This is a genomic window from Nostoc sp. CENA543 (assembly GCF_002896875.1).
GTDB lineage: Bacteria > Cyanobacteriota > Cyanobacteriia > Cyanobacteriales > Nostocaceae > Trichormus.
In genome coordinates this window covers 579,557-603,065 of the sequence record NZ_CP023278.1, presented here as the reverse complement: position 1 = coordinate 603,065, position 23,509 = coordinate 579,557, and the positions used below count along the sequence as shown (strand labels likewise).

At 41.3% G+C, this 23,509-nt stretch carries 24 protein-coding genes; 14 read left to right on the top strand and 10 right to left on the bottom strand.

The window, feature by feature from the left end; translation table 11 throughout:
- Positions 1-19 precede the first annotated feature (19 nt).
- From CLI64_RS02595 to psb29, 4 genes are all read left to right on the top strand, one after another.
- Entirely contained in the window at positions 20-232 is a 213-nt protein-coding gene (locus CLI64_RS02595) for a hypothetical protein (protein WP_103135768.1), read from the top strand.
- Positions 229-573: a hypothetical protein gene (locus tag CLI64_RS02590; RefSeq protein WP_103135767.1), complete on the top strand. Its 345-nt coding sequence runs from the start codon at positions 229-231 to the stop codon at positions 571-573. The genes CLI64_RS02595 and CLI64_RS02590 overlap by 4 nt, the downstream gene beginning before the upstream one ends.
- A gap of 178 nt (positions 574-751) precedes the next feature.
- Positions 752-2,605, top strand: coding sequence for a tetratricopeptide repeat protein (locus CLI64_RS02585; protein ID WP_103135766.1), 1,854 nt, complete (start codon positions 752-754; stop codon positions 2,603-2,605).
- 289 nt (positions 2,606-2,894) lie between these two features.
- Positions 2,895-3,602, top strand: coding sequence for a photosystem II biogenesis protein Psp29 (psb29, locus tag CLI64_RS02580; RefSeq protein ID WP_103135765.1), 708 nt, complete (start codon positions 2,895-2,897; stop codon positions 3,600-3,602).
- Positions 3,603-3,710: 108 nt separating this feature from the next.
- Here the strand turns inward: psb29 and CLI64_RS02575 are convergent, their stop codons facing one another.
- The 3 genes from CLI64_RS02575 to CLI64_RS02565 all read right to left on the bottom strand — a co-directional run bounded on the left by CLI64_RS02575 (position 3,711) and on the right by CLI64_RS02565 (position 5,891).
- Entirely contained in the window at positions 3,711-4,079 is a 369-nt protein-coding gene (locus CLI64_RS02575) for a phage holin family protein (protein WP_103135764.1), read from the bottom strand.
- Between the two features lie 290 nt (positions 4,080-4,369).
- Positions 4,370-5,008 (bottom strand): biopolymer transporter ExbD, encoded by a 639-nt coding sequence (locus CLI64_RS02570; RefSeq protein ID WP_103135763.1) that lies wholly within the window; start codon positions 5,006-5,008, stop codon positions 4,370-4,372.
- A 145-nt stretch (positions 5,009-5,153) separates the two neighbouring features.
- Positions 5,154-5,891: a MotA/TolQ/ExbB proton channel family protein gene (locus CLI64_RS02565; RefSeq protein WP_103135762.1), complete on the bottom strand. Its 738-nt coding sequence runs from the start codon at positions 5,889-5,891 to the stop codon at positions 5,154-5,156.
- Between the two features lie 214 nt (positions 5,892-6,105).
- On the opposite strand from CLI64_RS02565, the gene CLI64_RS02560 reads away from it, so the two are divergent.
- The 4 genes from CLI64_RS02560 to CLI64_RS02545 all read left to right on the top strand — a co-directional run bounded on the left by CLI64_RS02560 (position 6,106) and on the right by CLI64_RS02545 (position 9,070).
- Complete coding sequence (locus tag CLI64_RS02560; protein WP_103135761.1) at positions 6,106-6,423, top strand: YkvA family protein; 318 nt, start codon at positions 6,106-6,108, stop codon at positions 6,421-6,423.
- 482 nt (positions 6,424-6,905) lie between these two features.
- On the top strand, positions 6,906-7,874 hold the full coding sequence (locus tag CLI64_RS02555) for a sodium-dependent bicarbonate transport family permease (RefSeq protein WP_103135760.1): 969 nt from the start codon (positions 6,906-6,908) through the stop codon (positions 7,872-7,874).
- Positions 7,875-7,878: 4 nt separating this feature from the next.
- The gene (locus tag CLI64_RS02550) at positions 7,879-8,190 is read left to right on the top strand and encodes a P-II family nitrogen regulator (protein WP_103135759.1); all 312 of its coding nucleotides are present in this window, start codon (positions 7,879-7,881) and stop codon (positions 8,188-8,190) included.
- Between the two features lie 184 nt (positions 8,191-8,374).
- Positions 8,375-9,070 (top strand): carbonic anhydrase, encoded by a 696-nt coding sequence (locus tag CLI64_RS02545; RefSeq protein WP_103135758.1) that lies wholly within the window; start codon positions 8,375-8,377, stop codon positions 9,068-9,070.
- A gap of 166 nt (positions 9,071-9,236) precedes the next feature.
- Here the strand turns inward: CLI64_RS02545 and CLI64_RS02535 are convergent, their stop codons facing one another.
- The 5 genes from CLI64_RS02535 to CLI64_RS02515 all read right to left on the bottom strand — a co-directional run bounded on the left by CLI64_RS02535 (position 9,237) and on the right by CLI64_RS02515 (position 12,309).
- Positions 9,237-9,977: a DUF1995 family protein gene (locus tag CLI64_RS02535; RefSeq protein ID WP_103135756.1), complete on the bottom strand. Its 741-nt coding sequence runs from the start codon at positions 9,975-9,977 to the stop codon at positions 9,237-9,239.
- Between the two features lie 105 nt (positions 9,978-10,082).
- The gene (locus CLI64_RS02530) at positions 10,083-10,505 is read right to left on the bottom strand and encodes a type II toxin-antitoxin system VapC family toxin (RefSeq protein WP_103135755.1); all 423 of its coding nucleotides are present in this window, start codon (positions 10,503-10,505) and stop codon (positions 10,083-10,085) included.
- Positions 10,502-10,729, bottom strand: coding sequence for a hypothetical protein (locus tag CLI64_RS02525; protein WP_103135754.1), 228 nt, complete (start codon positions 10,727-10,729; stop codon positions 10,502-10,504). The genes CLI64_RS02530 and CLI64_RS02525 overlap by 4 nt, the downstream gene beginning before the upstream one ends.
- A 30-nt stretch (positions 10,730-10,759) precedes the next feature.
- Entirely contained in the window at positions 10,760-11,122 is a 363-nt protein-coding gene (locus CLI64_RS02520) for a S1 RNA-binding domain-containing protein (protein ID WP_157943179.1), read from the bottom strand.
- Between the two features lie 17 nt (positions 11,123-11,139).
- Positions 11,140-12,309 carry a cysteine desulfurase family protein gene (locus CLI64_RS02515; protein WP_103135753.1) on the bottom strand — a complete coding sequence of 390 codons (1,170 nt, stop codon included), beginning with the start codon at positions 12,307-12,309 and terminating at the stop codon, positions 11,140-11,142.
- 211 nt (positions 12,310-12,520) lie between these two features.
- Here CLI64_RS02515 and CLI64_RS02510 point away from each other — a divergent pair, with 211 nt between their 5' ends.
- From CLI64_RS02510 to CLI64_RS02490, 5 genes are all read left to right on the top strand, one after another.
- Positions 12,521-14,140, top strand: coding sequence for a DUF655 domain-containing protein (locus CLI64_RS02510; protein WP_225977593.1), 1,620 nt, complete (start codon positions 12,521-12,523; stop codon positions 14,138-14,140).
- A gap of 124 nt (positions 14,141-14,264) precedes the next feature.
- A complete protein-coding gene (locus CLI64_RS02505; protein WP_103135751.1) occupies positions 14,265-14,510 on the top strand; it encodes a ChaB family protein in 246 nt (81 codons plus the stop codon).
- A gap of 223 nt (positions 14,511-14,733) precedes the next feature.
- A complete protein-coding gene (locus CLI64_RS02500) occupies positions 14,734-14,928 on the top strand; it encodes an RNA-binding S4 domain-containing protein (protein WP_103135750.1) in 195 nt (64 codons plus the stop codon).
- Positions 14,929-15,142: 214 nt separating this feature from the next.
- A complete protein-coding gene (locus CLI64_RS02495; RefSeq protein WP_103135749.1) occupies positions 15,143-16,348 on the top strand; it encodes an NAD(P)/FAD-dependent oxidoreductase in 1,206 nt (401 codons plus the stop codon).
- 77 nt (positions 16,349-16,425) lie between these two features.
- Positions 16,426-17,079 carry an HAD family hydrolase gene (locus CLI64_RS02490; protein WP_103135748.1) on the top strand — a complete coding sequence of 218 codons (654 nt, stop codon included), beginning with the start codon at positions 16,426-16,428 and terminating at the stop codon, positions 17,077-17,079.
- 221 nt (positions 17,080-17,300) lie between these two features.
- Here CLI64_RS02490 and CLI64_RS02485 read toward each other — a convergent pair whose 3' ends face one another.
- Both CLI64_RS02485 and CLI64_RS02480 read right to left on the bottom strand, forming a co-directional pair.
- Positions 17,301-18,377: a hybrid sensor histidine kinase/response regulator gene (locus CLI64_RS02485; RefSeq protein WP_103135747.1), complete on the bottom strand. Its 1,077-nt coding sequence runs from the start codon at positions 18,375-18,377 to the stop codon at positions 17,301-17,303.
- Positions 18,378-18,392: 15 nt separating this feature from the next.
- Positions 18,393-22,898: a PAS domain S-box protein gene (locus CLI64_RS02480; protein ID WP_103135746.1), complete on the bottom strand. Its 4,506-nt coding sequence runs from the start codon at positions 22,896-22,898 to the stop codon at positions 18,393-18,395.
- Positions 22,899-23,030: 132 nt separating this feature from the next.
- On the opposite strand from CLI64_RS02480, the gene CLI64_RS02475 reads away from it, so the two are divergent.
- Entirely contained in the window at positions 23,031-23,417 is a 387-nt protein-coding gene (locus CLI64_RS02475; protein ID WP_103135745.1) for a hypothetical protein, read from the top strand.
- The last annotated feature ends 92 nt before the right edge of the window (positions 23,418-23,509 follow it).

Sequence of the window (23,509 nt, the reverse complement as noted above, 5' to 3'; positions counted from 1 at the left end):
TCTATGGTGATAAACATCTATGGCTGAAAATCTGCGAGGTAAGAGAGGAGATCCTAACTATCGATTAATCTCTGGTTACATACCAAAAGACCTAGCATTACTATTCAAAACTATTTGCGCTGCTACTGAAACAGATCAAAGCAAAGCACTTGAAGAAATGATTACTCATTGGGCTAGGGAAAAACAATCAATTCTAGATGAAGTGAGACAAGATAAGGAAAAGACGGCATGACAAACATACCAGAACAATCTAGTAGACTTGACAGAATCGAGGAATTATTAGAGCGTGTTGCCCAACAGCAAGCTAATAGTCAGCAACAACTAGATTCTTTGATCAATACAGCTAGCACTGTTCTAGCCCGTAGTGCGGTTTTAGATGATGTGGTATTGGAGTTGCGGGATACAACAGAAACCCTCAGTCGTGGTTTTGAGCAGCATCTGCGTAATTTTGAGCAGTATCAGCGTAATTTCGAGCAACATCAACGCAATGTGGAAGAAAACCAAAGAACTACAAATGCTGCATTAGAGAGACTGGAGGCTATCTTATTGCAATTGATGAGAAGATTTGATTAGTGCCAAATACTCGCTTTTTCAACGCAGAGGTACGCAAAGTTGAGCGCAGAGGTACACAGAGATTTTCTCCCCCTGCTTCCTGCTCCCCGCTCCCCTGCCTTTTCACTTTCGGCTTTTTGTACTAGTACCTCGCCTCACACTAAAATGGGAATTGACGTGAAGTTCTCTATTAACTAAAGTGTCTGACTCATTGCCATTGCGCGATCGCTATCTTGCCCTGATTGATGAAATTGTCCAACTCACCCTCCAAGGAAAAATTAGCTCTGTGGAGATGGTGTATCAAATGCTGCAAAAAAATATCTTGGCAGGTACGGGAGAAATCTTTGAGTTAGGTTTGAGCGATCGCCTCAACACCATCCAAACTCAAGTAGATAGGGAAACAGATGAACTCAAACAAGCCAAGGCTAACCGGAGTTTAAGAGCAATTAAGACAATTCAAACGCAATGGCAAAGATATAGAGAACAAAATAAAGCTACGGAAGCGATCGCCTCTGCATCTCAACAAATTACTACAGCCGCCACGGATGAACGTCTAACTGTATTTTTACGTCTGATTGATCCCAACCTCAAAGAACCACTCAATACAGCTCAATTACAGCAACTATCCAAATCATTACAACAATTTGCCCAGTTTAGCGAAGATATAGCGCAGATATCCCAGGGAATTACCCGTGGGTTAACAGCTTGGCAAAGGTTACAAGAACATTTAGTTAGCTGGATGTATGAACAGAATCAAGCCCTTGGTTTTGGCGGTGTACCAGGAGAAACTGGCCCTTGGGCTACTTGGGCGAAAAAAGTGAATAGTGAGTTACCGCAAACATTATTACGCACCTTAGCAGTAGAACAATCTGCCATTCCCTTTGCTCAACAGCACAGCACTATTAGCTTAAGTGATTGGGTAGAAATAGCCTTAATTTTGCAGTATTTACAACGGGGTTTAGTAAGTTGGTTTGACCAACAACCATACAATATTCAAGCCGGTTCAAAATTATCGATTTCTACTTTTTTAACCTTTGCTGTCATTTGGAGTCAGTTAGCAAGTGGTTTCCAAAGCCAGACACTCTACAGTAATGGCGCATCACAAATCATGCTCCAAATTTTACGCACCTTTGCTCAACGTCCTTATTTTCCCCTATATGGTGGGATTTTCGCTTCCTTTTCTGGTAGCTATTTACGCGATGCTTTAGATTATTTAGACGAACCATTACGCAAAGTGGCGATGACTCAGGAAAAAGCGCGAATTTTGACACTTTTAGGGTATTCCCAGCGTGCTTTAGGTCAATACCAGCGTTCTATCAAGTTTCATGAGCAAGCCTTAGAAATTGCCAGGAATGCAGGCGATCGCCCCTGTGAAATCGCCAACCTCAATCACCTCAGCCGGACATACGTACAAGAGCAGAATTATCCTGAAGCCATTAATCAGAGCCAAAGAGCCTTAATGTTAAGTAGACAAGCAGGCGACAGAACAGGAGAAGCCAACGCCCTAGTTAACTTAGGTTACAGCGAAGTCATGCAAGCGCAACAACTGGAACAAGCCGAACCAGAAACCTATGAAATGGCAATTAACTATTTAGAACAAGGATTAAAATTAACAGAAAAATTAGGCGATATTCAAAGTAAAGCCCTATGTCTAAGTAGTTTAGGCATAGCATATTTAGTAATTCAAGAACCACAAAATGCCATTCAATATCTAGAAGAAGGCTTCAAAATAGCCCAAATTTCCGGCGATTTATATCTACAAGGTAGAAATTTAGCGAATCTAGCTGAAGCTAGTTACCAACTACAAAACTTTGAAACAGTCATTTACACAGGTTGTCTAGGAATGTATCTCCTAGAGCAAATAGCCTCAAATGAATGGCGACAACCAGCAAGGTTATTAATAATCTTACAAGGACAAATAGGACTAGAAAATTTTCAAAATTTACTACAACAACACCGCCCCAAAATCATACCCATCATCGGCGTAGACGGGTATGATTACATTCCTAAATTACTCATAAAATACCAAGAAGACATTGACCTAACATCTTAGATAAATTCCCCATGCCCTATGCCCCATGCCCCATACCCGTATATGGTATAAAACCTGATTAATGCCAGTAGAGAAATTTGTATAAATGAGTTGGGTTATCATCATCGGTCGGAATGGAAAGGGCGAGGTTAAAGCTATGGGTGAAAGTAGCGAGATGATAAAATAGGAAATTGCTAGACTAGTAAGCTAGTACATTTATGCGTAAACAAGCGTTTTTAAGCGGTAAAAACGAGTTTTTACTATACGGTTACTAGAAACACTAGAGATAATGCTCACAAGCCTTATAAACATGGAATTATTTCGTACTGTCTCTGATACAAAGCGAACTTTCTACGCTCTGCATACTCGACCGATTAACACAATATATCGTCGGGTAGTAGAAGAATTGATGGTAGAAATGCACCTGCTATCAGTAAATGTAGATTTTACCTACAATCCCGTTTATGCCTTGGGCGTTGTCACTACTTTTGACCGCTTCATGGAAGGCTACAAACCCGAACGAGATAAGGAATCGATTTTTAATGCTATATGTCAGGCTGTAGAACAAGAATCACAACGCTATAAAAATGATGCTGAAAGGCTCAAATCTGTAGCGCAAAGCTTACCAATTAATGATTTGGTGGCGTGGTTGAGTCAAACTCAACCATTACAGCAAGATGGTGAATTACAAGCACAATTACAAGCGATCGCCAACAATCCTAACTTTAAATACAGTCGGTTGTTTGCGATCGGTTTGTTTTCTCTGCTAGAAGTGTCTGATCCTGAACTAGTCAAAGACGAAAAACAACGCACAGAAGCACTCAAAGCCATTGCGGAAGGCTTGCATTTGTCCTATGACAAACTGAGTAAGGATTTAGACTTATATCGTTCTAATTTAGACAAAATCGCCCAAGCACTAATCGTGATGGCTGATATGTTATCCGCCGATCGCAAAAAGCGCGAGCAACGTCAACAACAATCAAATACCCCAGTTGCTCCTCCTGCTGCTAATGAGTAATTAATAGTCATTAGTCAATAGTCATTAGTCAATAGTCATTAGTGAAATAGCTTGATTTGAGTAACTATCGACTATAGACTGTGGACTAGAGACTTTTGACTTCTATATCTAAAAAATACCTAAAATCTTGTAAATCAAGCTGTTGATTAAAGTGAGTGCAAACGCCCCTAAAACAGCACTCCAAATACCGAAGCGCAGGCGAAAACCCTCTACTAACCAAGCAGCAATACTAAAGCAAACAACGGCAATCATAAACGTGAACACACCCGATAACAGATTAAATGTGAGTATATCGGGTACAGCAAATATCAAACGTAAAATAGGTCTGACTATCGCTGTCACAATACCTAAAACAGCTGCCGAAATAACTGCTTTTTGTGGAGTATCAACTTCAACGCCCAAAGGCAACTTACTGATAATCAACAAGCTGATAGATGTCACCACCCAAACAATTAACAGCGTCACAATCTCATTCATTGCCTTCAACCCCTGAAACGTGAATGGTGCTTGGCGATCAATTCTTGAGCTATCGATAGATAAATTTCACATCGGCCGATTATTTGTAAGTTACCAGATTTTTTTCTCTAGAAAAAATTTATTCTAGATATCTTTAGGTTTTGGGCATTTATTGGGAATGGGGCATAGGGAATGGGGATTGATACTGGAACAGATTAAAAATCTAGGTTTTAATCCAAAATCCAAAATCCAAAATCCAAAATTGGTATGAGACATTGAACTTCTTCCCCTGCCCCCTGCCCCCTTGCCTCTTAAGGTGCAGGTGTAGCACCAGGGGCGTTAGGATCGTTAGGAACTATAGGGGAAACGCCTTGTTCTGTTGGTGGCTGATTGGGTGCTGTGGGTAAAGGGAATTGATTAGGGATGGCGGGGATGTTGGGGTTAGGGTTGGTTTCTGGTAGTGGTGCTGTACCAGGTGCGACGGGGAAGTTAGGATTAGTAGGGAAATAAGGTGAGTTTGTAGCGGGTGCAGAAGAGGTTGGGATAATTCCTAAAGAAACGCGATTACCTCCCACTTGTCGCAATAAATCTAACGTTTCAATTACATCATTGTATGTAGCTGTGCGAGAAGCATTCAGAATTAAAACGCCATTGGGATTAACTTGCAGAAATTCCCGTAATTTTTCCTGTAGTTCTGCTTTTGGTACTAGTTGTTGTTCTACATAGATATTACCTACAGCATCAATTGTCACAATTCGACTACCACCTGCTGAATCAATTCCAGATGCAGTAGTTGTACTCGCTTGAGGCAAATCCACGTTGATTGCTTGTTGTCTAGTAAATTGCAAAGCTGCTAACAGAAAAAATGCCAAGATGCAAAAAATGACATCGATAAGAGGAATGATTTGAACTTGAACTTCTTCAGTAGGTTTATTAAGGTTAATTTTCATCTTTGTTTTATGGGGGATGGGGACTGGGGACTGGGGACTGGGGATTGGGGACTGGGAGACAAGGTAGACAAGGTAGATTGTTATTACCATGCCCCATGTCCAATGCCCCATGCCCTATTCCCAATGCTCCATTCGCTATTTCCAATTAACTTTGGTCTGACGGTTCTGGGGGTTGAGATAATTTGCTGAGGTTGGGTTTACTGGATGATGAGTAACTATCCCGTTTTGTGTCTGATACTACTACTGATGTAGTGTTGCTAGGATTAGGTGGAAATTGACGATAGAGCAATTCCAATTCATTACCGGCTTTATGAAAAACCTTGACTTGATTAACGACAAAGCCTTGAAATAATCTGTAAAATACCAAACTAGCGATCGCAACTATCAATCCCGCAGCTGTACTAATTAAGGACGCGCCGATACCTCTTGTGGCTGCTGCACCTCCACCTGTAGCGATATCACCGATGTTAATTGCCTTTAAAGTATCGATTAATCCGAGAACTGTACCCAATAGCCCCAAAAGCGGGGAAAGGGTAATCACCGCTTCCAATACCTTGTCTCCACGCCGCATCCCTGCTAATTCATCTTCGGCAGTAGATTCTAGTGCTAACCGAAAAGTTTCAGCATCAATTTTTTGTAAACGTAAAGGAGCATAAAGAAATCGCCCAATGGGTTGATCTGTTGATCTTTGAGCAATATCTGCTGCTAATTCCCAATTATCTTGGGCTGCATCTAATACACGTTCAACTATTTCTTTTTCTTGTGTTAAAATTCGCAACCAAAACCACAGTCTTTCAAAAATTACACTCAAAGATAAAATCGACAGAGCCAGTAAAGGCCACATGGCTGGCCCGCCTTCTTTGAACAAGGTTACAATATCCACTTTTAAAGTCTCCTCCCTCCATTGCTGAAGCAACTATCCCAAAGCATTTCAATTCTAGAGATTAATGCACAATTAACATATTGTTGTACAGAATCGCTGGTTAGGTATTTGGAAATATGACGATTAGCATCTTCCCAACTAACTAGGACGGTTATTCCCACCGGAAATACATAGCATAATTTGTCAAAATTGAAGTTAACTGGAGGGTTAAACCATGAACTTCTCAATCCAATCTTTGTATAATTGGTATCGCGGTCTGCTACGTAATCCTAAATTTCGCTGGTGGGCGATTTTAGGTACGATTGTTTATATTCTCAGCCCAATTGATATTGCACCGGATTTTATCCCTGGTTTGGGTCAAGTAGATGACGTTTTGCTTTTGACCATATTAGTAACTGAGGTATCTGGTTTAGTGATTGAAGGCTGGAAAGCTCGTAAGGGTGAAACTACCGCCTCAACAGATTCTACCGCCTCAACAGATTCTACCTCTCCTGGCAACACTGTTGACGTTGATGCTGTGTCTGTTAAATGAGAGAGAACGGGAAAGGGGACTTCTAATTAAAAAAATATACAATCACGTTAATGGCAAGGGGGCAGGGAGCAGGGGGAAGGGGGAAAGATAGGTGTTTTGAAGCAGATAACTTGGATATTTTATTTTCTGGAAGTCTCTTAGTAAAAATCACAAGCTACATTTAACCTCTATTTTGAAAGCGTGATCAGCTACGCCCCACTGTAGGCGATCGCATCCGTGATTCTCAAAGTAGGGGATATTTTTTGGTCAATAGTCAATAGTCATTAGTCATTAGTCATTAGTCATTAGTCATTAGTTATTCCCCTAAACCCCTAAACCCTTACACCCCTACACCCCTACACCCCTCTCTTTACCCATGTCTTTATAAGCACACAATTGACATGAGGCAACAATACGCGTTACATGATGAGGCAACAAGTTAAATTTTTGCAGATGAAAAATTTGATTAACTGCAAGTTGCATCAGCATGAGGAGGGGTGTTCATGGATGTCAGCTTAGTTGTTTCCAACATCCTGAATCCGCCAGTTTTGTTTTTCTTTCTGGGGATGACTGCTGTCTTTGTAAAGTCTGATTTAGAAATTCCCGCACCAGTACCCAAGCTTTTCTCGCTTTATCTGCTATTTGCGATCGGTTTTAAAGGAGGAGTAGAACTGATCAAAAGCGGTATCACTCAAGATGTGGTGTTAACCCTAGCAGCAGCGATGTTAATGGCGTGTTTTGTGCCAATTTACTCCTTTTTCATTCTTAGGCTGAAACTAGATACTTACGATGCGGCGGCGATCGCAGCCACTTACGGTTCTATTAGTGCTGTCACCTTCATCACTGCTAGTGCTTTCTTAGGTGAGCTAGGTATTAATTATGATGGTTACATGGTTGCAGCCTTAGCTTTGATGGAATCCCCAGCAATTATTGTGGGTTTGATTCTTGTGAATATCTTCACCGTTGACGGCAAGCGGGAAGTTTCTTGGAAGGAAGTTTTACAAGAAGCATTTCTTAATAGTTCAGTTTTTCTTTTAGTGGGTAGTCTCCTGATTGGTGTCTTGACTGGAGAACATGGTTGGCACGTATTAGAACCATTTACTCAAGGTTTGTTTTATGGTGTTCTCACCTTCTTTTTGCTAGACATGGGACTCATCGCGGCTAAAAGAATTAAAGACTTGCAAAAAACCGGCTTTTTTCTCATTTCGTTTGCCATACTAATTCCTATACTCAATGCCTGCATTGGGTTGCTAATTGCCAAAACCATCGGGATGTCCCAAGGTGATGCACTCTTGTTTGCTGTGTTATGTGCCAGTGCCTCTTATATTGCTGTACCAGCTGCAATGCGGATGACTGTTCCAGAAGCGAACCCTAGCCTGTACGTTTCTACCGCTCTGGCAGTAACTTTCCCGTTCAATATCATTGTGGGAATTCCGTTATATCTCTACGGAATCAACCTATTATGGAGGTAATAATATGCACCTAGTAAAAAAGATAGAAATTATTGCTAACTCCTTTGAGCTAGGCAAAATCTTAGAAAGTTTGGATAAATCAGGTGTACATGGTCACGTTGTTATCCGTAATGTTGCTGGTAAAGGATTACGAGGTACGACGGAAGATTTAGACATGACCATGCTGGATAATGTCTACATCATGGCGTTTTGTATGCCAGAGCAAATCAAGCCTGCAATTGAAAATATTCGACCCCTGCTTAATAAATTTGGGGGTACTTGCTACGTTTCCGATGTAATGGAAATTCGCTCGGTTAAATGCGTGTCATCGTTATAAGAGGGGAGTAGGGATTGGGAATTGGGGACTGGGGACTGGGGATTGGGCAGAGAATTTAAGTAGCTTTACTGAGGAAAATTTCTGTATAGATATTACAGTTATTGACAAATTTTGTGCTAACTTCCGACTGCCAACTGCATTTATTTTTTGTTACATATAGAAAATCAATCTCATGAAGTATTTTATGGAACGCCGTGACTTTTTGAAATTGGGTGTCACGGGAACATTGGGAATGATGGTAACTGCTGGTGATTTACTGGGGCAAGTCAAACAGGCTCAAGCTGCTAGTCCACCTGCTTCAGAATCTTTGAGTGCTGACGTGGCTTTGCAAAAGCTACTTGAAGGCAACCGAAGATTTGTAGAACGTAAACCCCAATACCCCGATCAGTATCCGACGCGATTGCAAGAATTAGCTTCAGCCCAACATCCATTTGCAACCATCTTAAGTTGTGCTGATTCACGAGTACCACCAGAGATGATTTTTGATCAAGGTCTAGGTGATATTTTTGATGTGCGGGTGGCTGGCAATATCTCCACACCTGAAACACTCGGCAGTATTGAATATGCTGTGGCTTTTTTAGGCACACCATTACTAATGGTAATGGGTCATGAGAGATGCGGCGCAGTTACCGCAGCCGTACGTAATGAATCAGTACCAGGTGATATTAGTAGCTTTATTAAAGCCATCAAACCAGCAGTAGCAAGAGTTAAGAAAAAGCCTGGTGATGCGGTTGAAAATGCCGTAGTGGCAAATGTGCAGTATCAAATCGAACGTTTAAAGCGATCAAAAGTCTTAAGCGCACAGATCAAATCAGGCAAATTAAAAGTTGTTGGGGGTCGTTACGATTTGGATACAGGCAGTGTGACTATTATTGCTTAAAGGGGCATTGGGAATTGGGCATGGGGCATTGGGCAAGCAGGAAGTGTGGGAGGGGTGGGAGGTGTGGGAGGTGTGGGAGGATAGGGAAGAAATCTTTCCCCCCACACTCCCCACACTCCCCACACTTCCCCATCTTCCTAGTCCCCAGTCCCCAATCCCCAGTCCCCTAACTATTCAAGGCTTTAATAAACCGTTGCAAACTCTTGAACATATTGGGCTTTTTCCCTGGTGTAGCCACGCTATCTGGGGATGTTTGCGCTTGTCCTTTGGCGAGGATTAAATCTATTTCATCGCCTGATGGTTTATTGGGCAATTCGGCGATTTTTGACCATTTGCCGCTATTTTCTACCCAAATTTCCCACAATCCAGGATAGCAACGGAAGACGGCAGTTTCATCATCGACGGGACGTAGGTAATAGCAAGGTTCGATGGTGCTGATGAAACGTTTGCGGGTTTGTCTGGCGGCGTAACCAATACCCACTGTACCGGAATCTTCTAGGCGAGGGTTTAACATGATATAGGGGCGATCGCCTATTATTTCACAAATCTTTTCCAGTTGTGGAACTTCTACGGATGTAGGGGCGATAAATAAGAAAATTTCGTCCTCTGACTCAATTTTGGACTGGATAGAAGCGGCTCTACCTGTACCAATATCCAGAATTTTAAATGGTTTATCTGCCCAATCACGTCGGGCTAAACCCGCCGCACCAGCATCAGCAAAAAAGACTTTCAAGCGAGATTCATATTCGGCAAAGACGGGTAGAAACTGTTCCGCCACAGGCATAAACTTGAGTTCTGGAAACAGTAACTCCACTTGAATCCGGCTACAACCGTCTGCTAAAGCGGCTTTGGTGGCTTCTCGCGCTTGGGCGATCGCATCTTCTAAAGAATTCGGTAATTCCGACATAATCTGTATATGGCTATTTCGTATTTACTCCTATTGTTTCAGGATTGGCTCTGATTTTCAGCACCAGTTACAGAGAGAATTATGTCTCGGTGTCTAGTTCTATAACTAAGCAGACCAAGGATTAACAATAACAACCCCTGTTCCAGCAAAATCTTTTTCATTGCGGGTAACAAGTGACAGAGCGTGATGAAGTGCCATCGCTGCAATGAGAGAATCCATAACGGGTAGAATCCGCCCATTCCGTTCTAGTTGTCCAACGAAGTTTCCCCACAAAACCATTGTTGGGGCATCTATGCCTAATATTCTGTCTTGAAAGCGATTAGGTAGAGTTTCAGTTAGCCAAGTTGTTAGCGATTCTTTTCGTTGAGACACAGGAATTTTACTGATACCTTTAGCGATTTCGCCAATTGTGATAACGCTGAGGTAAAGTGTTTCTGGTGCTTGGGCATCTAGCCAATCTAAAACTTTTTGATTTGGTTGTTTGGCTACGAGTTCGGAAATCAGGCAGGTATCGAGAAGGTAGGTCATGGGGTGAAACCATCACGGGGAAGGCTGCGGTCTCGACTTAGATCTAATTCTTCGGTAAGTTCAACCAGGGGAGATTGACGGAAAAACTCTGAAAGTTTACTTGGTTGTTCTGGGTGGGTGTTGCTATTTGATGTGGTCAGACTTTGAGCAAGGAGTTGGATAATATACAGTTTTTCGTTGGGGGAAAGCTGAAGGAGTTGCTTTTCCAGTTCTGGGATAGGCATGATGCAGTTTCAGTAGAGGATTATTTTATTTTACTTTTTCCGCATTGCCCATCTGTATTCACAAGTGATCGCATTGCTCACATGAGTGCAATGATTTGGATTCAACATCAGGCGATCGCCTAATAACTTATTTAATAACGCTGGAGTACAGTGTGAAAAAAATATGTCATTCTTACCATCATAATTTCTGACAATCAAAAACTCTCGAATTTCATTCAGTTGCACAGCCTCTTCTGGACTTTGAATCTTAGAAAATGATAATTCTTGTAGTGTGATGTAAGCCGGTTGATCAGCATCAAAATCAACTATAATCCCTGTGGGTTCTAGCTTAATAATTTTTCCCAAAATTATTTGGCCAGGTTGGAAACTGCTTAAACTTACCTGGTTCTTCATTATTATGAGGATTTAATTTAACGCTGAACTAAAGATAAATTTGAATTCAATCTCTGCAACACTTGTTTTAATACCATCGCTGTCCAATCGATATCGGCTGCTGTCGTATCGCGTCCCAGGGTGAGGCGAATTCCTCCAAATGCGGCGTTTTGGGGATAACCCATCGCTAAAAGTATGGGACTGGGACTAAGTTTACCACTGTGACAAGCTGAACCTGCACTAATGCCAATACCAGCTAGATTGAGTTGGCGGACTATGGTTTTACCACTGAGTTTTTCACCGTCGGCGGATTCTAGACAGAAACTAACGTGGTGGGGTAAACGATGTTCTAAATCACCGGTGGGAATTAAACCAGGGACATCGGCTAATAAAGAAAATAGGCGATCGCGTAATTTAATTAAACGTGGTGTTTCTGTGGCTAGTTCTTTGGCTGCGAGTTCGGCGGCGACTCCAAACCCGGCAATGGCGGGTAATGCTTGTGTCCCTGAACGTAAACCCCTCTCCTGTCCCCCACCACCGAGTAAGGGTATCAATTCTACACCAGGACGAATATATAAAGCCCCTGCACCTTGCGCCCCATATAACTTATGACTAGATAAACTCAGTAAATCTACAGGTAATTGTTGTACGTCTATCGGTAAACGCCCGGCGGCTTGTACTGCATCGGTGTGGAATAAAGCCCCGTGTTGTCGCGCTATTTGGCATAATTCTGCAATGGGTTGGACTGTACCGATTTCACTTTGTCCGTAAATCACCGATACTAAAACTGTGTTGTGTTGCAATGCAGCTTTTAAGTCTTGGGGGTTGACTCTACCTTGACTATCTACTCCCAAGCGGGTGACTTCCCAACCCCACTTTTCTAGTAAGTTAGCTGGTTCAGTAATGGCTGAATGTTCCACACTAGAAATGATGATGTGTTGGGGAACTAAGGACAACCTCGCCACACCCATAATCACTAAATTATTAGCTTCCGTACCCCCAGAAGTAAACACCATCGTATCGGCATTAGGGGCATTTATTAAACTAGCTACTTGTACCCTAGCTTGTTCTAAAATCATAGCTGCCCGTTGTCCCCACTCATGCAAGCTAGAAGGATTTCCCCATTGTTGGGTGAGTACGGCTTGCATTGCGGCGATCGCTTCTTGGCGAGTGGGAGTAGTAGCACTGTAATCTAGATATATTTGCATATCATTGGATGATTTAAACAACGGGCTGTCTATATGGGCAGGATATAAGAGTAAATGGGCGCATCATCTGCAAATCAGCGTGATTAGACACTCACTCGCTGAATTTTTGCTAATGCTGATACAGCTATGCTTCTAATTAATGTGGCATAGATAGTTTTGGGAATGATAAATGTGTTCATGCCCAATTTACTTTTAGCAGATCACCGTGCAGATTTTACTGAAATTGCAGAAATCTTTAGTCTTATTTTTACTGTTGGCGATCGCAGGTTGTCAAAAAGTCCAATCCCAAAATACGCGCCTTCCTGCTTTGCCACAAGACCCCTTTGTGCAAGTTTACTTTAATCAGTCTGAGTCTAGTGAATATCGAGAACCTTACCGCCAGCAAACTCGACTAGGAGATAATTTAGAACAGCAAATTATTGAGATAATTTCTCAAGCTAAATCTACTATAGATATTGCAGTCCAAGAATTACGTTTACCAGGAATTGCCAAGGCTTTAAGTGATAAACAAAAAGCAGGTATTCAAGTTAGAGTTATCTTAGAAAATAACTACAGTCGTCCTTGGAGTAGTTTTACAGATGCGGAAGTGAAGAAATTACCACCAAGAGAAAAAGATAGATATCAAGAATATTTTAAATTTGTAGACCAAAATCAAGATAATCAACTCAGCCCAGAGGAAATTAACCAAAGGGATGCGTTAATCATTTTAAAAGCTGCTAACATCCCCGTCATTGATGATCGAGCGGATGGTTCAGCAGGTAGTAATTTGATGCACCATAAGTTTGTCATTGTAGACAATCGAATGGTGATTATTACTTCCGCTAATTTTACCTTAAGTGACACTTTTGGTGACTTTACTAATCCTAGCAGTTTAGGAAATCCTAATAACTTTTTACAAATTGATAGTCGAGAGTTAGCCAATTTATTCACAGAAGAATTTAATCTGATGTGGGGTGATGGTGTTGGTGGTAAACCAGATAGTAAATTTGGCGTAAATAAACCTGTGCGTCCTCCAAAAACGATTACATTAGGTGATAACAAAATTACTGTAAATTTTTCACCTACATCACCTACCAAACCTTGGAGTAATACTAGTAATGGACTCATTGGTGAAACTTTAAATTCGTCTACTCAATCTGTAGATATGGCTTTGTTTGTGTTTTCTGAACAGCGACTTGCCAATATTTTAGAAATTCGTCATCAGCAAAATGTAGCTATTCGCGCCCTGATTGACAAGCAATTCGCCTATCGTCCGTATAGCGAAGCCTTAGACATGATGGGCGTAGCTTTAAGTAATAAATGTAAATATGAGTTGGATAATAAACCTTGGCAAAATCCTCTCACTACCGTCGGTGTTCCCATATTACCCAAAGGTGATTTATTGCATCATAAATTTGCAGTGGTTGACCAAAAAACGGTAATCACAGGTTCTCATAATTGGTCAGATGCGGCGAATAAAGCTAATGATGAGACTTTAATTATTATTGAGAATCCGAATATCGCTGCTCATTATGTGCGTGAATTTAATCGGCTTTACACTAAGGCGAAAGTTGGCGTACCAGAAAATATTCAAGCTAAGATTCAAGCCGAACAAAAGCAATGTCCGCAAATCTCTGCTCCTAATAGCGCAGAGAAAATTATTAAACCCATTAATATTAATACAGCGAGTCTAGAAGAATTATCAACTTTGCCAGGGGTCGGCAAGAAATTAGCCCAGAAAATTATCACAGCCCGTCAACAACAGAAATTCACTTCTTTACAAGATTTAGAAAAAATTCCAGGTATCAGTGAGAGAATGATAGCTAATTGGCAAGGTTATATCGAATTGTAGATTATCGCTTTCGTATTAATTACGCCCCAAGTAGGGGAATTATTAATCTCTACTTTCAGAAAGAGGAAACTTGAGTGATTCAGTATCTAGGATAAACCCATGTTAGATAATTCGGAGTGGGTTTATGCCTTACGAAAATAGAGATGAATTACCCGAAGAAATTAGAGAACAATTACCAGAACACGCCCAACAAATTTTTGTGGCGGCATTTAACGCAGCCCAAAGAGATGGTATGAGTGAAAATGGTGCTACCGATGTGGCATGGAATAGTGTGAGAAATGAATATGAACAAGGTAGCGATCGCACATGGCACAGAAAACCAGAAGACCCAGCAATACATAACAAAGCTGTAGTATCTGGCGGTAATTAGTTCAGTTAATTGGCAATTTAGTTAAAATCAAGGCGGTTTATAGAAACTATAAACCGTCTATTTTGGGTTAAATTGATCATTAGACTTCTTGCATAAATCTTTTTTTGTCTCACGCATACCGCTAACGCGGAACCGCTTGCGGTAGGCGCAGAGACGCAAAGAAAGACGCTAAAATCATGACTTTTGCAAGAGGTCTATTATTGACAATTTAACTCTTGTACAAATGATTAAACTCGACCAATTTCTGAAATATCTAGGTATAGCCCCGACTGGTGGTCAAGCTAAACTCATGATTAATGATGGGAATGTGCAGGTGAATGGTGCAGTTGAAACCCGGCGGGGAAGAAAATTAGGATCAGAAGACCAAGTCACAGTGGACGGAAAAACCTTCAAAGTGGGAGAGATAATTCAAGAATAGTTTTAGTGTTAGTTATCGTCTTTTCTCAGATTAATTAAAACAGGCGATCGCTACTCTCTAAAAGTGGTAAAAAAATTTATCTTTCCTGACAATCCTACAACCCTATACCCCTACACCCCATTGCAACAAGATTTCTCTGGAATGGTCACAACACCCCAATAAATCATTACACTGAGAGTTAGTTGCTTGTCTGGGATGGATATCCTCTAGAAACATGACTGAACAGAATATGAGAATTGTTATCCTTGGTGGAGGCTTTGGTGGTCTCTACACAGCTTTGCGTTTAAGTCAATTACCTTGGGAATCTCAGCAAAAACCCGAAATTGTCCTGATAGACCAAAGCGATCGCTTTTTATTTTCCCCCTTATTGTACGAATTACTCACCGGAGAACTACAAACTTGGGAAATCGCCCCTCCTTTTACAGAACTATTAGAAGGTACAGGGGTGCGCTTTTATCAAGCAGTAGCCTCTGGAATTGACATTGACCAAAAACGAGTACATCTACAAAACGGCCCAGAAATTCCCTATGACCGCTTAGTATTAGCGTTAGGTGGAGAAACACCACTAGATTTAGTTCCAGGTGCAACATCCTATGCTTACCCCTTCCGCACAGTCAATGATGTCTATCGCCTAGAAGAACAACTGCGAATTTTAGAAGAATCCGATGCGGAGAAAATTCGTGTTGCTATTGTCGGAGGTGGTTACAGTGGGGTGGAGTTAGCTTGTAAATTAGCAGATAGACTCAAAGAAAGAGGCCGTTTCCGCCTTATTGAAATTAGCGACCAAATTTTAAGAACTTCCCCAGAATTTAACCGTGAAGCCGCCAAGAAAGCTTTAGAAGCGCGGGGTGTATTTCTTGACTTAGAAACCAAGGTTGAATCAATTACCCAAGATACCCTCTCCCTGGAATACAAAAATCAAGTAGACACCATCCCTGTAGACTTAGTGATTTGGACTGTCGGGACAAAAGTCGCGCCTGTTGTGAAAAACCTACCTTTAAAACAAAACCAGCGTGGTCAAATCACCACCGATACAACCTTACAAGTTCTTGACCATCCAGAAATTTTTGCTTTGGGAGACTTAGCCGATTGTCTCGATGCAAATGGTCAACAGATCCCCGCTACAGCCCAGGCTGCCTTTCAACAAGCAGACTACGTAGGGTGGAACATCTGGGCTTCTTTAACACAACGTCCCCTTCTACCATTCCGCTATCAACAGTTAGGGGAAATGATGGCACTAGGCAAAGACAACGCTACTCTAACAGGTTTAGGAATCAAATTAGATGGTTCTTTAGCCTATGTTGCGCGTCGTCTGGCTTATTTGTATAGAATGCCCACATTTGATCATCAGCTCAAAGTAGGTTTTAATTGGTTAGTTCGTCCTATTATAGAAACAATCTCTGCTGTGACGAATGATTAGAAGTATTGGCTGTTGACTATTGACTATTGACTCACAATTGCTCCTAATCAAATTAAAATCTATTGTTAGCAAGTTTAATGGAAAGACCCAAAGTTATTTTTTTAGATGCGGTGGGTACACTGTTTGGTGTTAAAGGCAGCGTCGGTAAAATTTATAGTCAGTTGGCACTAGAATTTGGTGTGGAGGCTTCCCCAGAAGTTTTAGATCAAGCCTTTGTGCAGAGTTTTAAAGCTTCACCACCACCAATCTTTCCTGATACGGAATTAGAAGATATTCCCCAAAAAGAATTTGAATGGTGGCGGGCGATCGCTGTAAAAACTTTTGAAAGTGCTGGTATTATCAATCAATTTGCTGACTTTTCTAGTTTTTTTAGCGAACTCTACATTCACTTTGGGACAGCCGAACCCTGGTTTGTCTACCCTGACGTTGTGCAATCCTTGAGTAACTGGAAACATTTAGGAATTGAATTAGGCGTGTTGTCTAACTTCGATTCTCGGATTTATTCAGTCTTACAGGCTTTAGACTTGAGTCATTTTTTCCAGTCTGTGACGATTTCCACTCAAGTAGGCGCAGCCAAACCCAACTTTAAAATTTTTGTAGCCGCACTAGAAAAACATGATTGTTCCCCTGCATTAGCGTGGCATATTGGCGACAGTATTGTAGAAGATTATCAAGGAGCAAAAGCGGCTGGATTAAGAGGGATTTGGATTAATCGGGAAAAAAGTCATTAGTCATTAGTCATTAGTCATTAGTCATTAGTCATTAGTCATTAGTCATTAGTCATTAGTCATTAGTCATTAGTCATTAGTCAATAGTCAATACTCAATACTCAATACTCAATACTCAATACTCAATACTCAATACTCATTACTCATTACTCATTACTCAATACTCAATACTCAATACTCAATACTCAATACTCATTACTCATTACTCATTACTCATCACTCACTCACCCTGGTAAAACAACCGTAAATACTGACCCCCTGGGTTGATTGTTTTTGACGGTGATTGTACCGCCGTGGGCTTCAATGGCCATTTTGCAAAATGCTAATCCTAAACCTAATTGAGACACTTCTGGCATGAGTGTTCCCACTTCGTATTTTTCAAAGATAATTTGTTTAGCTTCGTCGCTAATTCCTACACCAGAATCAGCAACCTGAATCATGATGCTTTCTGGTCTACAATCACTCGTTTGCAAGATGACTTGAGAGTTTTTCGGAGAAAATTTGATGGCGTTGGATAATAGATTATCTATAACTCTACGAAATATCAACACATCTAAATTTAGATGAATATGGGGTTGGGGAAAGTCGCTAATCAACCTGAGATTTTTTTGAGTTGCGATCGCTTCAAAACTATTTAATGCTGATAAACATAAACTCACTAAATCAACATTAGTATAATTTAGTACCATTTTCCCAGACTCTAGTTTCGCCATGATCATTAAGTCATCAATCAAGGCTTGCAGTTGTTGTACGGAATTGACAATCTGCTCAACTTTGGTTTTCTGTCTCTCTGGGGGAAAATGAGGTAATTTGAGAATTTCGGTAGCTAGTAAAATCGAGGTCAGGGGATTACGCATATCATGCAGGATCATCTTCACCATGTCTTCTCGAAGATTTAGCAATGCTTGTAAGTCGTCATGCTGACGCTTGATGCGTAGCATAGAGTTGACCCTGGCACGTAACTCCAGGCCATTGACTGGTTTACTGATAAAGTCATCTGCACCTGCGGCCATACATCTGACCATATCTTCCTTTGCGGTCAAGGCTGTCACCATAATGATGGGAATATACTGCCATTGGCTATGGGATTTGATGTGTTTACAGACTTCGATCCCGTCTACATCGGGCATCATCACGTCTAATAAAATCACATCGGGTTGTACAATTTTGAGGCGTTCTATAACTCGTTGACCACTAGCAGCATAGTTTAATTCGTAACCCTCGTTAAAAAGTAGGGCTTCAATTACGTCAAAGTTATCTGGTTCATCATCAATAACTAAAATAGAAGGCTGATTGTCCATTTAATAATACGTAGATTACTTTGATAACAAATTTTGGATTATATTTGTAAGTTCCCGCAGTTTCACTGGTTTGTTGACGTAATCATTTGCCCCTGCTTCGAGGCATTTTTCGCGATCGCCTGGCATAGCTAAAGCTGTTAATGCAATTATGGGAACATCGACTAATTTTTGATATTGACGAATGCGGCGGATGGCTTCTAAACCATTGATTTCTGGCATTTGAATATCCATCAAGATCAAACTGGGATTTTGAGATACAGCTAAATCAATGGCAGCTTGTCCGTTGGTTGCGAAGAGCAGCCTGTAACCTCTACTTTCAAGATAGCTAGAAATTGTTTCAGTGTTGGATTGATTGTCTTCTGCTAAAAGAATTAGTGGTGATTTTGAGGCTAATGATTCAGGGTTTGATAAGCTCTCTATGCCTAATTGTACATCCGCTTTAGCTATGGGCAAAGTTAATTTTTGGTCTAAGTAAGGTAAACGCACAGTAAAACAACTACCTTTACCTACTTCGCTACTAACAGTTACGTATCCACCATGTAGTTCTGCAATTTGGCGCACTAAAGCTAACCCTAACCCAGTACCTGTATACTGACGATTCAGGCGACTATCAATCTGCACAAAGGATTGGAAGAGTTTATCCATGTCTTCTGAAGCAATTCCGATACCTGTATCAATGACGGAAAAGCTGACCCAGTCTGAATTTTGTTTTCTCCCGATGCCAACAGCACTATTCCCAGTCACGGCATTCTGGATTCTGCTTTCTTCAATTCTTTCTCGCCTCACAGCTAAAATCACAGAACCGCCTGCGGGAGTAAATTTCACCGCATTATTGAGTAGATTAATTAAAACTTGCCGGATGCGGCGTTCATCGACAGCAATGTTCCTGATGGTATTTTGAATATTGAGTTTGAGTTGAATTTGCTTTTGATGTGCTAGTTGTTTGACAAAGGCTAGACTAGAATCACATAAATAACAAACGGACACAGACGTAATTTGCAATTCTAGTTTGCCAGCTTCAATTTTGGCTAAATCCAGAATATCATTAATTAATTCTAGTAAGTGTTTACCACTACGTTCAATAGTTAATAAAGCACGTTCTTGTCTTTCTGTAATTTCTCCAAACACTCCTTCTAGCAACCCTTCAGACATTCCCAAGATGGCGTTCAGGGGCGTGCGAAGTTCATGACTCATGCTGGCGAGAAATTCGTCTTTGTGGCGAGTGGCGCGGGCTAATTCTGTGTTGACACCAAGGAGTTGTTCATTGAGCATAGACAAGGCTACTTCTGCACGTTTGCGATCGCTCAATTCAATTTGCACTTGCTGATAGAGGTCGGCTTGCTGAATCGCTACGGATAACTGACTAGCAATTTGTTGGAGTAAGTTAGCCTCATCAGATTGCCATCGACGCTTGGTTGAACAGGAGTGAACACTGATCAATCCCCAAACTCTGGGAGGGTTATTTTCCGCTTGCTGGACAATAGGAGCAACAATTTTGGATTTGACTTGTGTTTGTTCCATGAATTCTGCAAGACAATCACCCCAATGATCATGCTGAGGATCTTTGACGATACGGACGTTACCATCACGGTAAAATTCATAACACTCTGGGGAAAAACATTCATTTTCCCAACACATACTTTCAATGATGGGATATTCTGGCACAACCGATTCTTCTAGAACTACCCCTGACCCATCGTTCATGAGGCGAAAAATTAAGGCGCGGTCAGCTTGAAAGGTTTGTCTGACTTCATTAACTGCGGCTTTGAGAATGACTTGCAAATCTAGGGATTGGCGAATATGTTGCGTAATACTTCTGAGTAGTCGTTCGCGTTGTGCTTGTTTTTGGAAGATTTCTTCGGCTTGTTTGCGGTCACTAATATCCTGGATTGCACCAATTAAATATTGTGGTTCTTCAGCTAGCGATCGCACTAGGGAGACTGTCAAATATACCCAAATACTATGTCCTTGTTTGTGAATATAGCGTTTTTCCACAGCATAGGTAGTAATTTCCCCCGCTAACAGACTCTGCATATACTGTTTATCAACATTCAGGTCGTCAGGATAGGTAAATTGCTTGTAGCTGACCCCTAACAATTCTGATTCTGTATAACCTGTAATTTCACAGAATTTTTGATTAATTCTGATTAAATTACCCTGAATATCAGCTTCTACCATCCCCACATTTGCTTGCTCAAAGGTGGCGCGGAAGCGGGCTTCACTATTTTGCAGTGCAGCTGTGCGTTGAGCAATTTTAACTTCTAGCTGTTCATTGAGTTTTTCTAAGGCGGTTGTGGCGCGTTGGCGGGCTAATTCGGCGGCAGCGCGGGCTGCAAATACTTGTAATGTGGTTTTGATGCGTTCTGGTTCTTCGAGGGGGCGTGTATCGAGAATACAGAGATTGCCAATCACAACACCATCATTATCCTGTAGGGCAATGCCTAAATAACTTTCTACTTGCATTGCTGCTAGAAGTAAATTATCAGGGAATTCTTGGGTAACGTGGTTTGGGCAGTAATATATCCCCTCAATTAGTGACTTTTCACAGGGAGTAGAAGTGATGGTATAAATCGTGGGGGGTTGCAATTCCCCATAGGCACAACACCCCAACGAGTGGAGGCGATCGCCAATGAGTTCTAATACGAATACATAAGGTACATTCAAAGCTGCGGCAGTATACCGCACTAAGGCGGGAAAAAACTCTGAACCTGTGACTGTGGCTGTACCTTCTACTAGGGTGCGTAAGGATTCTTCTGCTCGTTTACGGGCGGTGATATCAGCAGCAGTACCAATCAACCGATAAATTCTTCCGCTTTCCTCTGTTAGTGGTTTGAGAGTGACTATTAACCAATAGTTACAATTTGTGCGATCGTTAGTAAAGTACCCCTCAAAGGAAAAAGGTTCTCCAGTGGCGATACAAGCATCATACTTTTGACAGAGTGATTGTCCGATGGATTCTCCAAACAGTTCTTTGGGTGTTTTACCCTGTGCTTCTACTCCAGGAACACCACAAAAACGTTCAGCCACCGGATTCCACCCTCCGTAACGGTACTCACCTTGGGGGTCAATCTCTACTGTAAAAATGGCTTGTTCTACATATTCATAGACAGCCCGCAAAAAACTTTCACTTTTTTCAAGGGCGATGACTGCACGCTGGCGTTCAATGGCAATACCAGCAAGGTAAGCGGCTAGAGTGATGGTTTCTATATCGGTTGGTTGGGGTGTTTTGACTTGGTGATAGTACACAGCAAATGTCCCCAAGGCCTGACCATTACTGGCGATAATCGGTGCAGACCAACAAGCGCGTAATCCATGATTCAAAGCTATATCCCGAAAATCTTGCCACAGAGGATCATTGGCAATGTCTGAGACAATTATTACCTGTCGGCGATAGGCCGCAGTTCCACAAGAACCAATACCATCGCCAATGACTACGCCTTCAGTCAATTTAATATAATCATCTGGCAAATTCAGCGATGCTTGATGACGCAAGCGATTTTCTTCATCTATTAACAAAATCCGAAATAAAGCCCCATCGAATTGTTCTGTGAGACTGGCTATCAGGATATTTAAGACATCTGCTAACGGTTCGCCTCTAGCAATGCGGGCTAGCAGACTATTGTGCATTTCTAATTGTTTTTCTATCCGTCTATATTCACTGATATCTGTTAATTTACCAACGTAGCCAGTGAAATTATCTATGCTATCGGCTGCCCTGGTCGCTTTTGCTAAGACCCAGGTGATTTTACCTGTTGGTTTTCGTAATCGACATTCTGTGGCAAAGGGTTGTTGGTGGGCAACGCTACTACACCATTCCCGCAGGACGCGATCGCGATCTTCAGGATGCAAAGCCTGTAACCAGTTTGTTCCTAATACATCTTGCAACCGCAACCCCGTCATTTCTTCCCATTTGGGATTCACATACTGAAAATTTCCTTGAGAATCTATCAAAAATATACCATCAGGGGAATTTTCAGCCAGCATTGAGTAACGACAGGTAGTTTCACAGGGTGCAGTTGTGTAGAGTCCCTGATATGCTGCAATTTGACTGTTGGTATCGAAATTAGTGCGATCGCGAAGATACAAACCATGCAGTAGGTGATCACTTGTCAGTAAACCAACTAGTTGATTGCAATCATCCACTATCGGTAAATAACGCAGGTTATGCTGACTAAATAGTTTTAGCGGTACAGTAAAATTACTTAACTCAGAATGCTTCAGGGTGATTACAGGTTGAGTCATCACTTCTACCATCTTCATCTGAGTGAAGTTACACCCTTGTATATGTCTACGGATGATATCTTGTTCTGTCCAGATACCCAGAATTTGGTTGTCTTCCATGACCAATACACAACTAGGTGTATCTAAAGTTGATGACGAACAGCCTGTGGTGAGCTTATCCATCAAACTTAAGGCTTCAACGACTGGTGTCTGGGGAGTAACCACTAAAGGCTGACAAATTAGCTTGGTCAATAGGGTAGCTTCATAATCTTCAGCCACAAAACTTTGTTGAGAATTCATTAGTATAACCGCTTTTTATATACATAAAATATAGCAATGATTAAGTATTTTCATGTAAGTCTTTTCTGGGTTTATGGTTGACAATTCATATAGTAATTGATACAAGAATACCTCTGAAGGCAAGGTTAGTTTATGAATATCAGAGCGATCGCCCTAGCAACTATTTTAGGCATTTCTGCACCAGCCATCATTGATGTAGCAGTAAATCATCAAGCTGTGGCGGCTTCATTTGATTATCCAGTAGGAGAGTTTGTTGATAACGACTGGAGTGTAACTTTATCTTTGCAAGGTAATGTTTATTACTACTATGGGCAGAATCGTCATAATGGGGCTAGTATTAGCCTTGGTGGAGCGAGAGTTTCTGGTAATCGACAACGCCAAGTTTATACCTGGAATAATAATGGCACAAGGTATCAAATTGCTTGGCGACCAAATGATCCTTACTTTATCCGTGTGCAAGTAATTGGTCGTAACGGTCGAGTGATTTTAAATCGCTTACTCCAAGCCCAACCAAATTAATTTTTATCTATCCTTTAATAGAGGTCAAAATATTTCTCTAGGGTGCTAAAAGTCCACTAAATCAGTTGTTACAATCACCGCAACCATTTAAA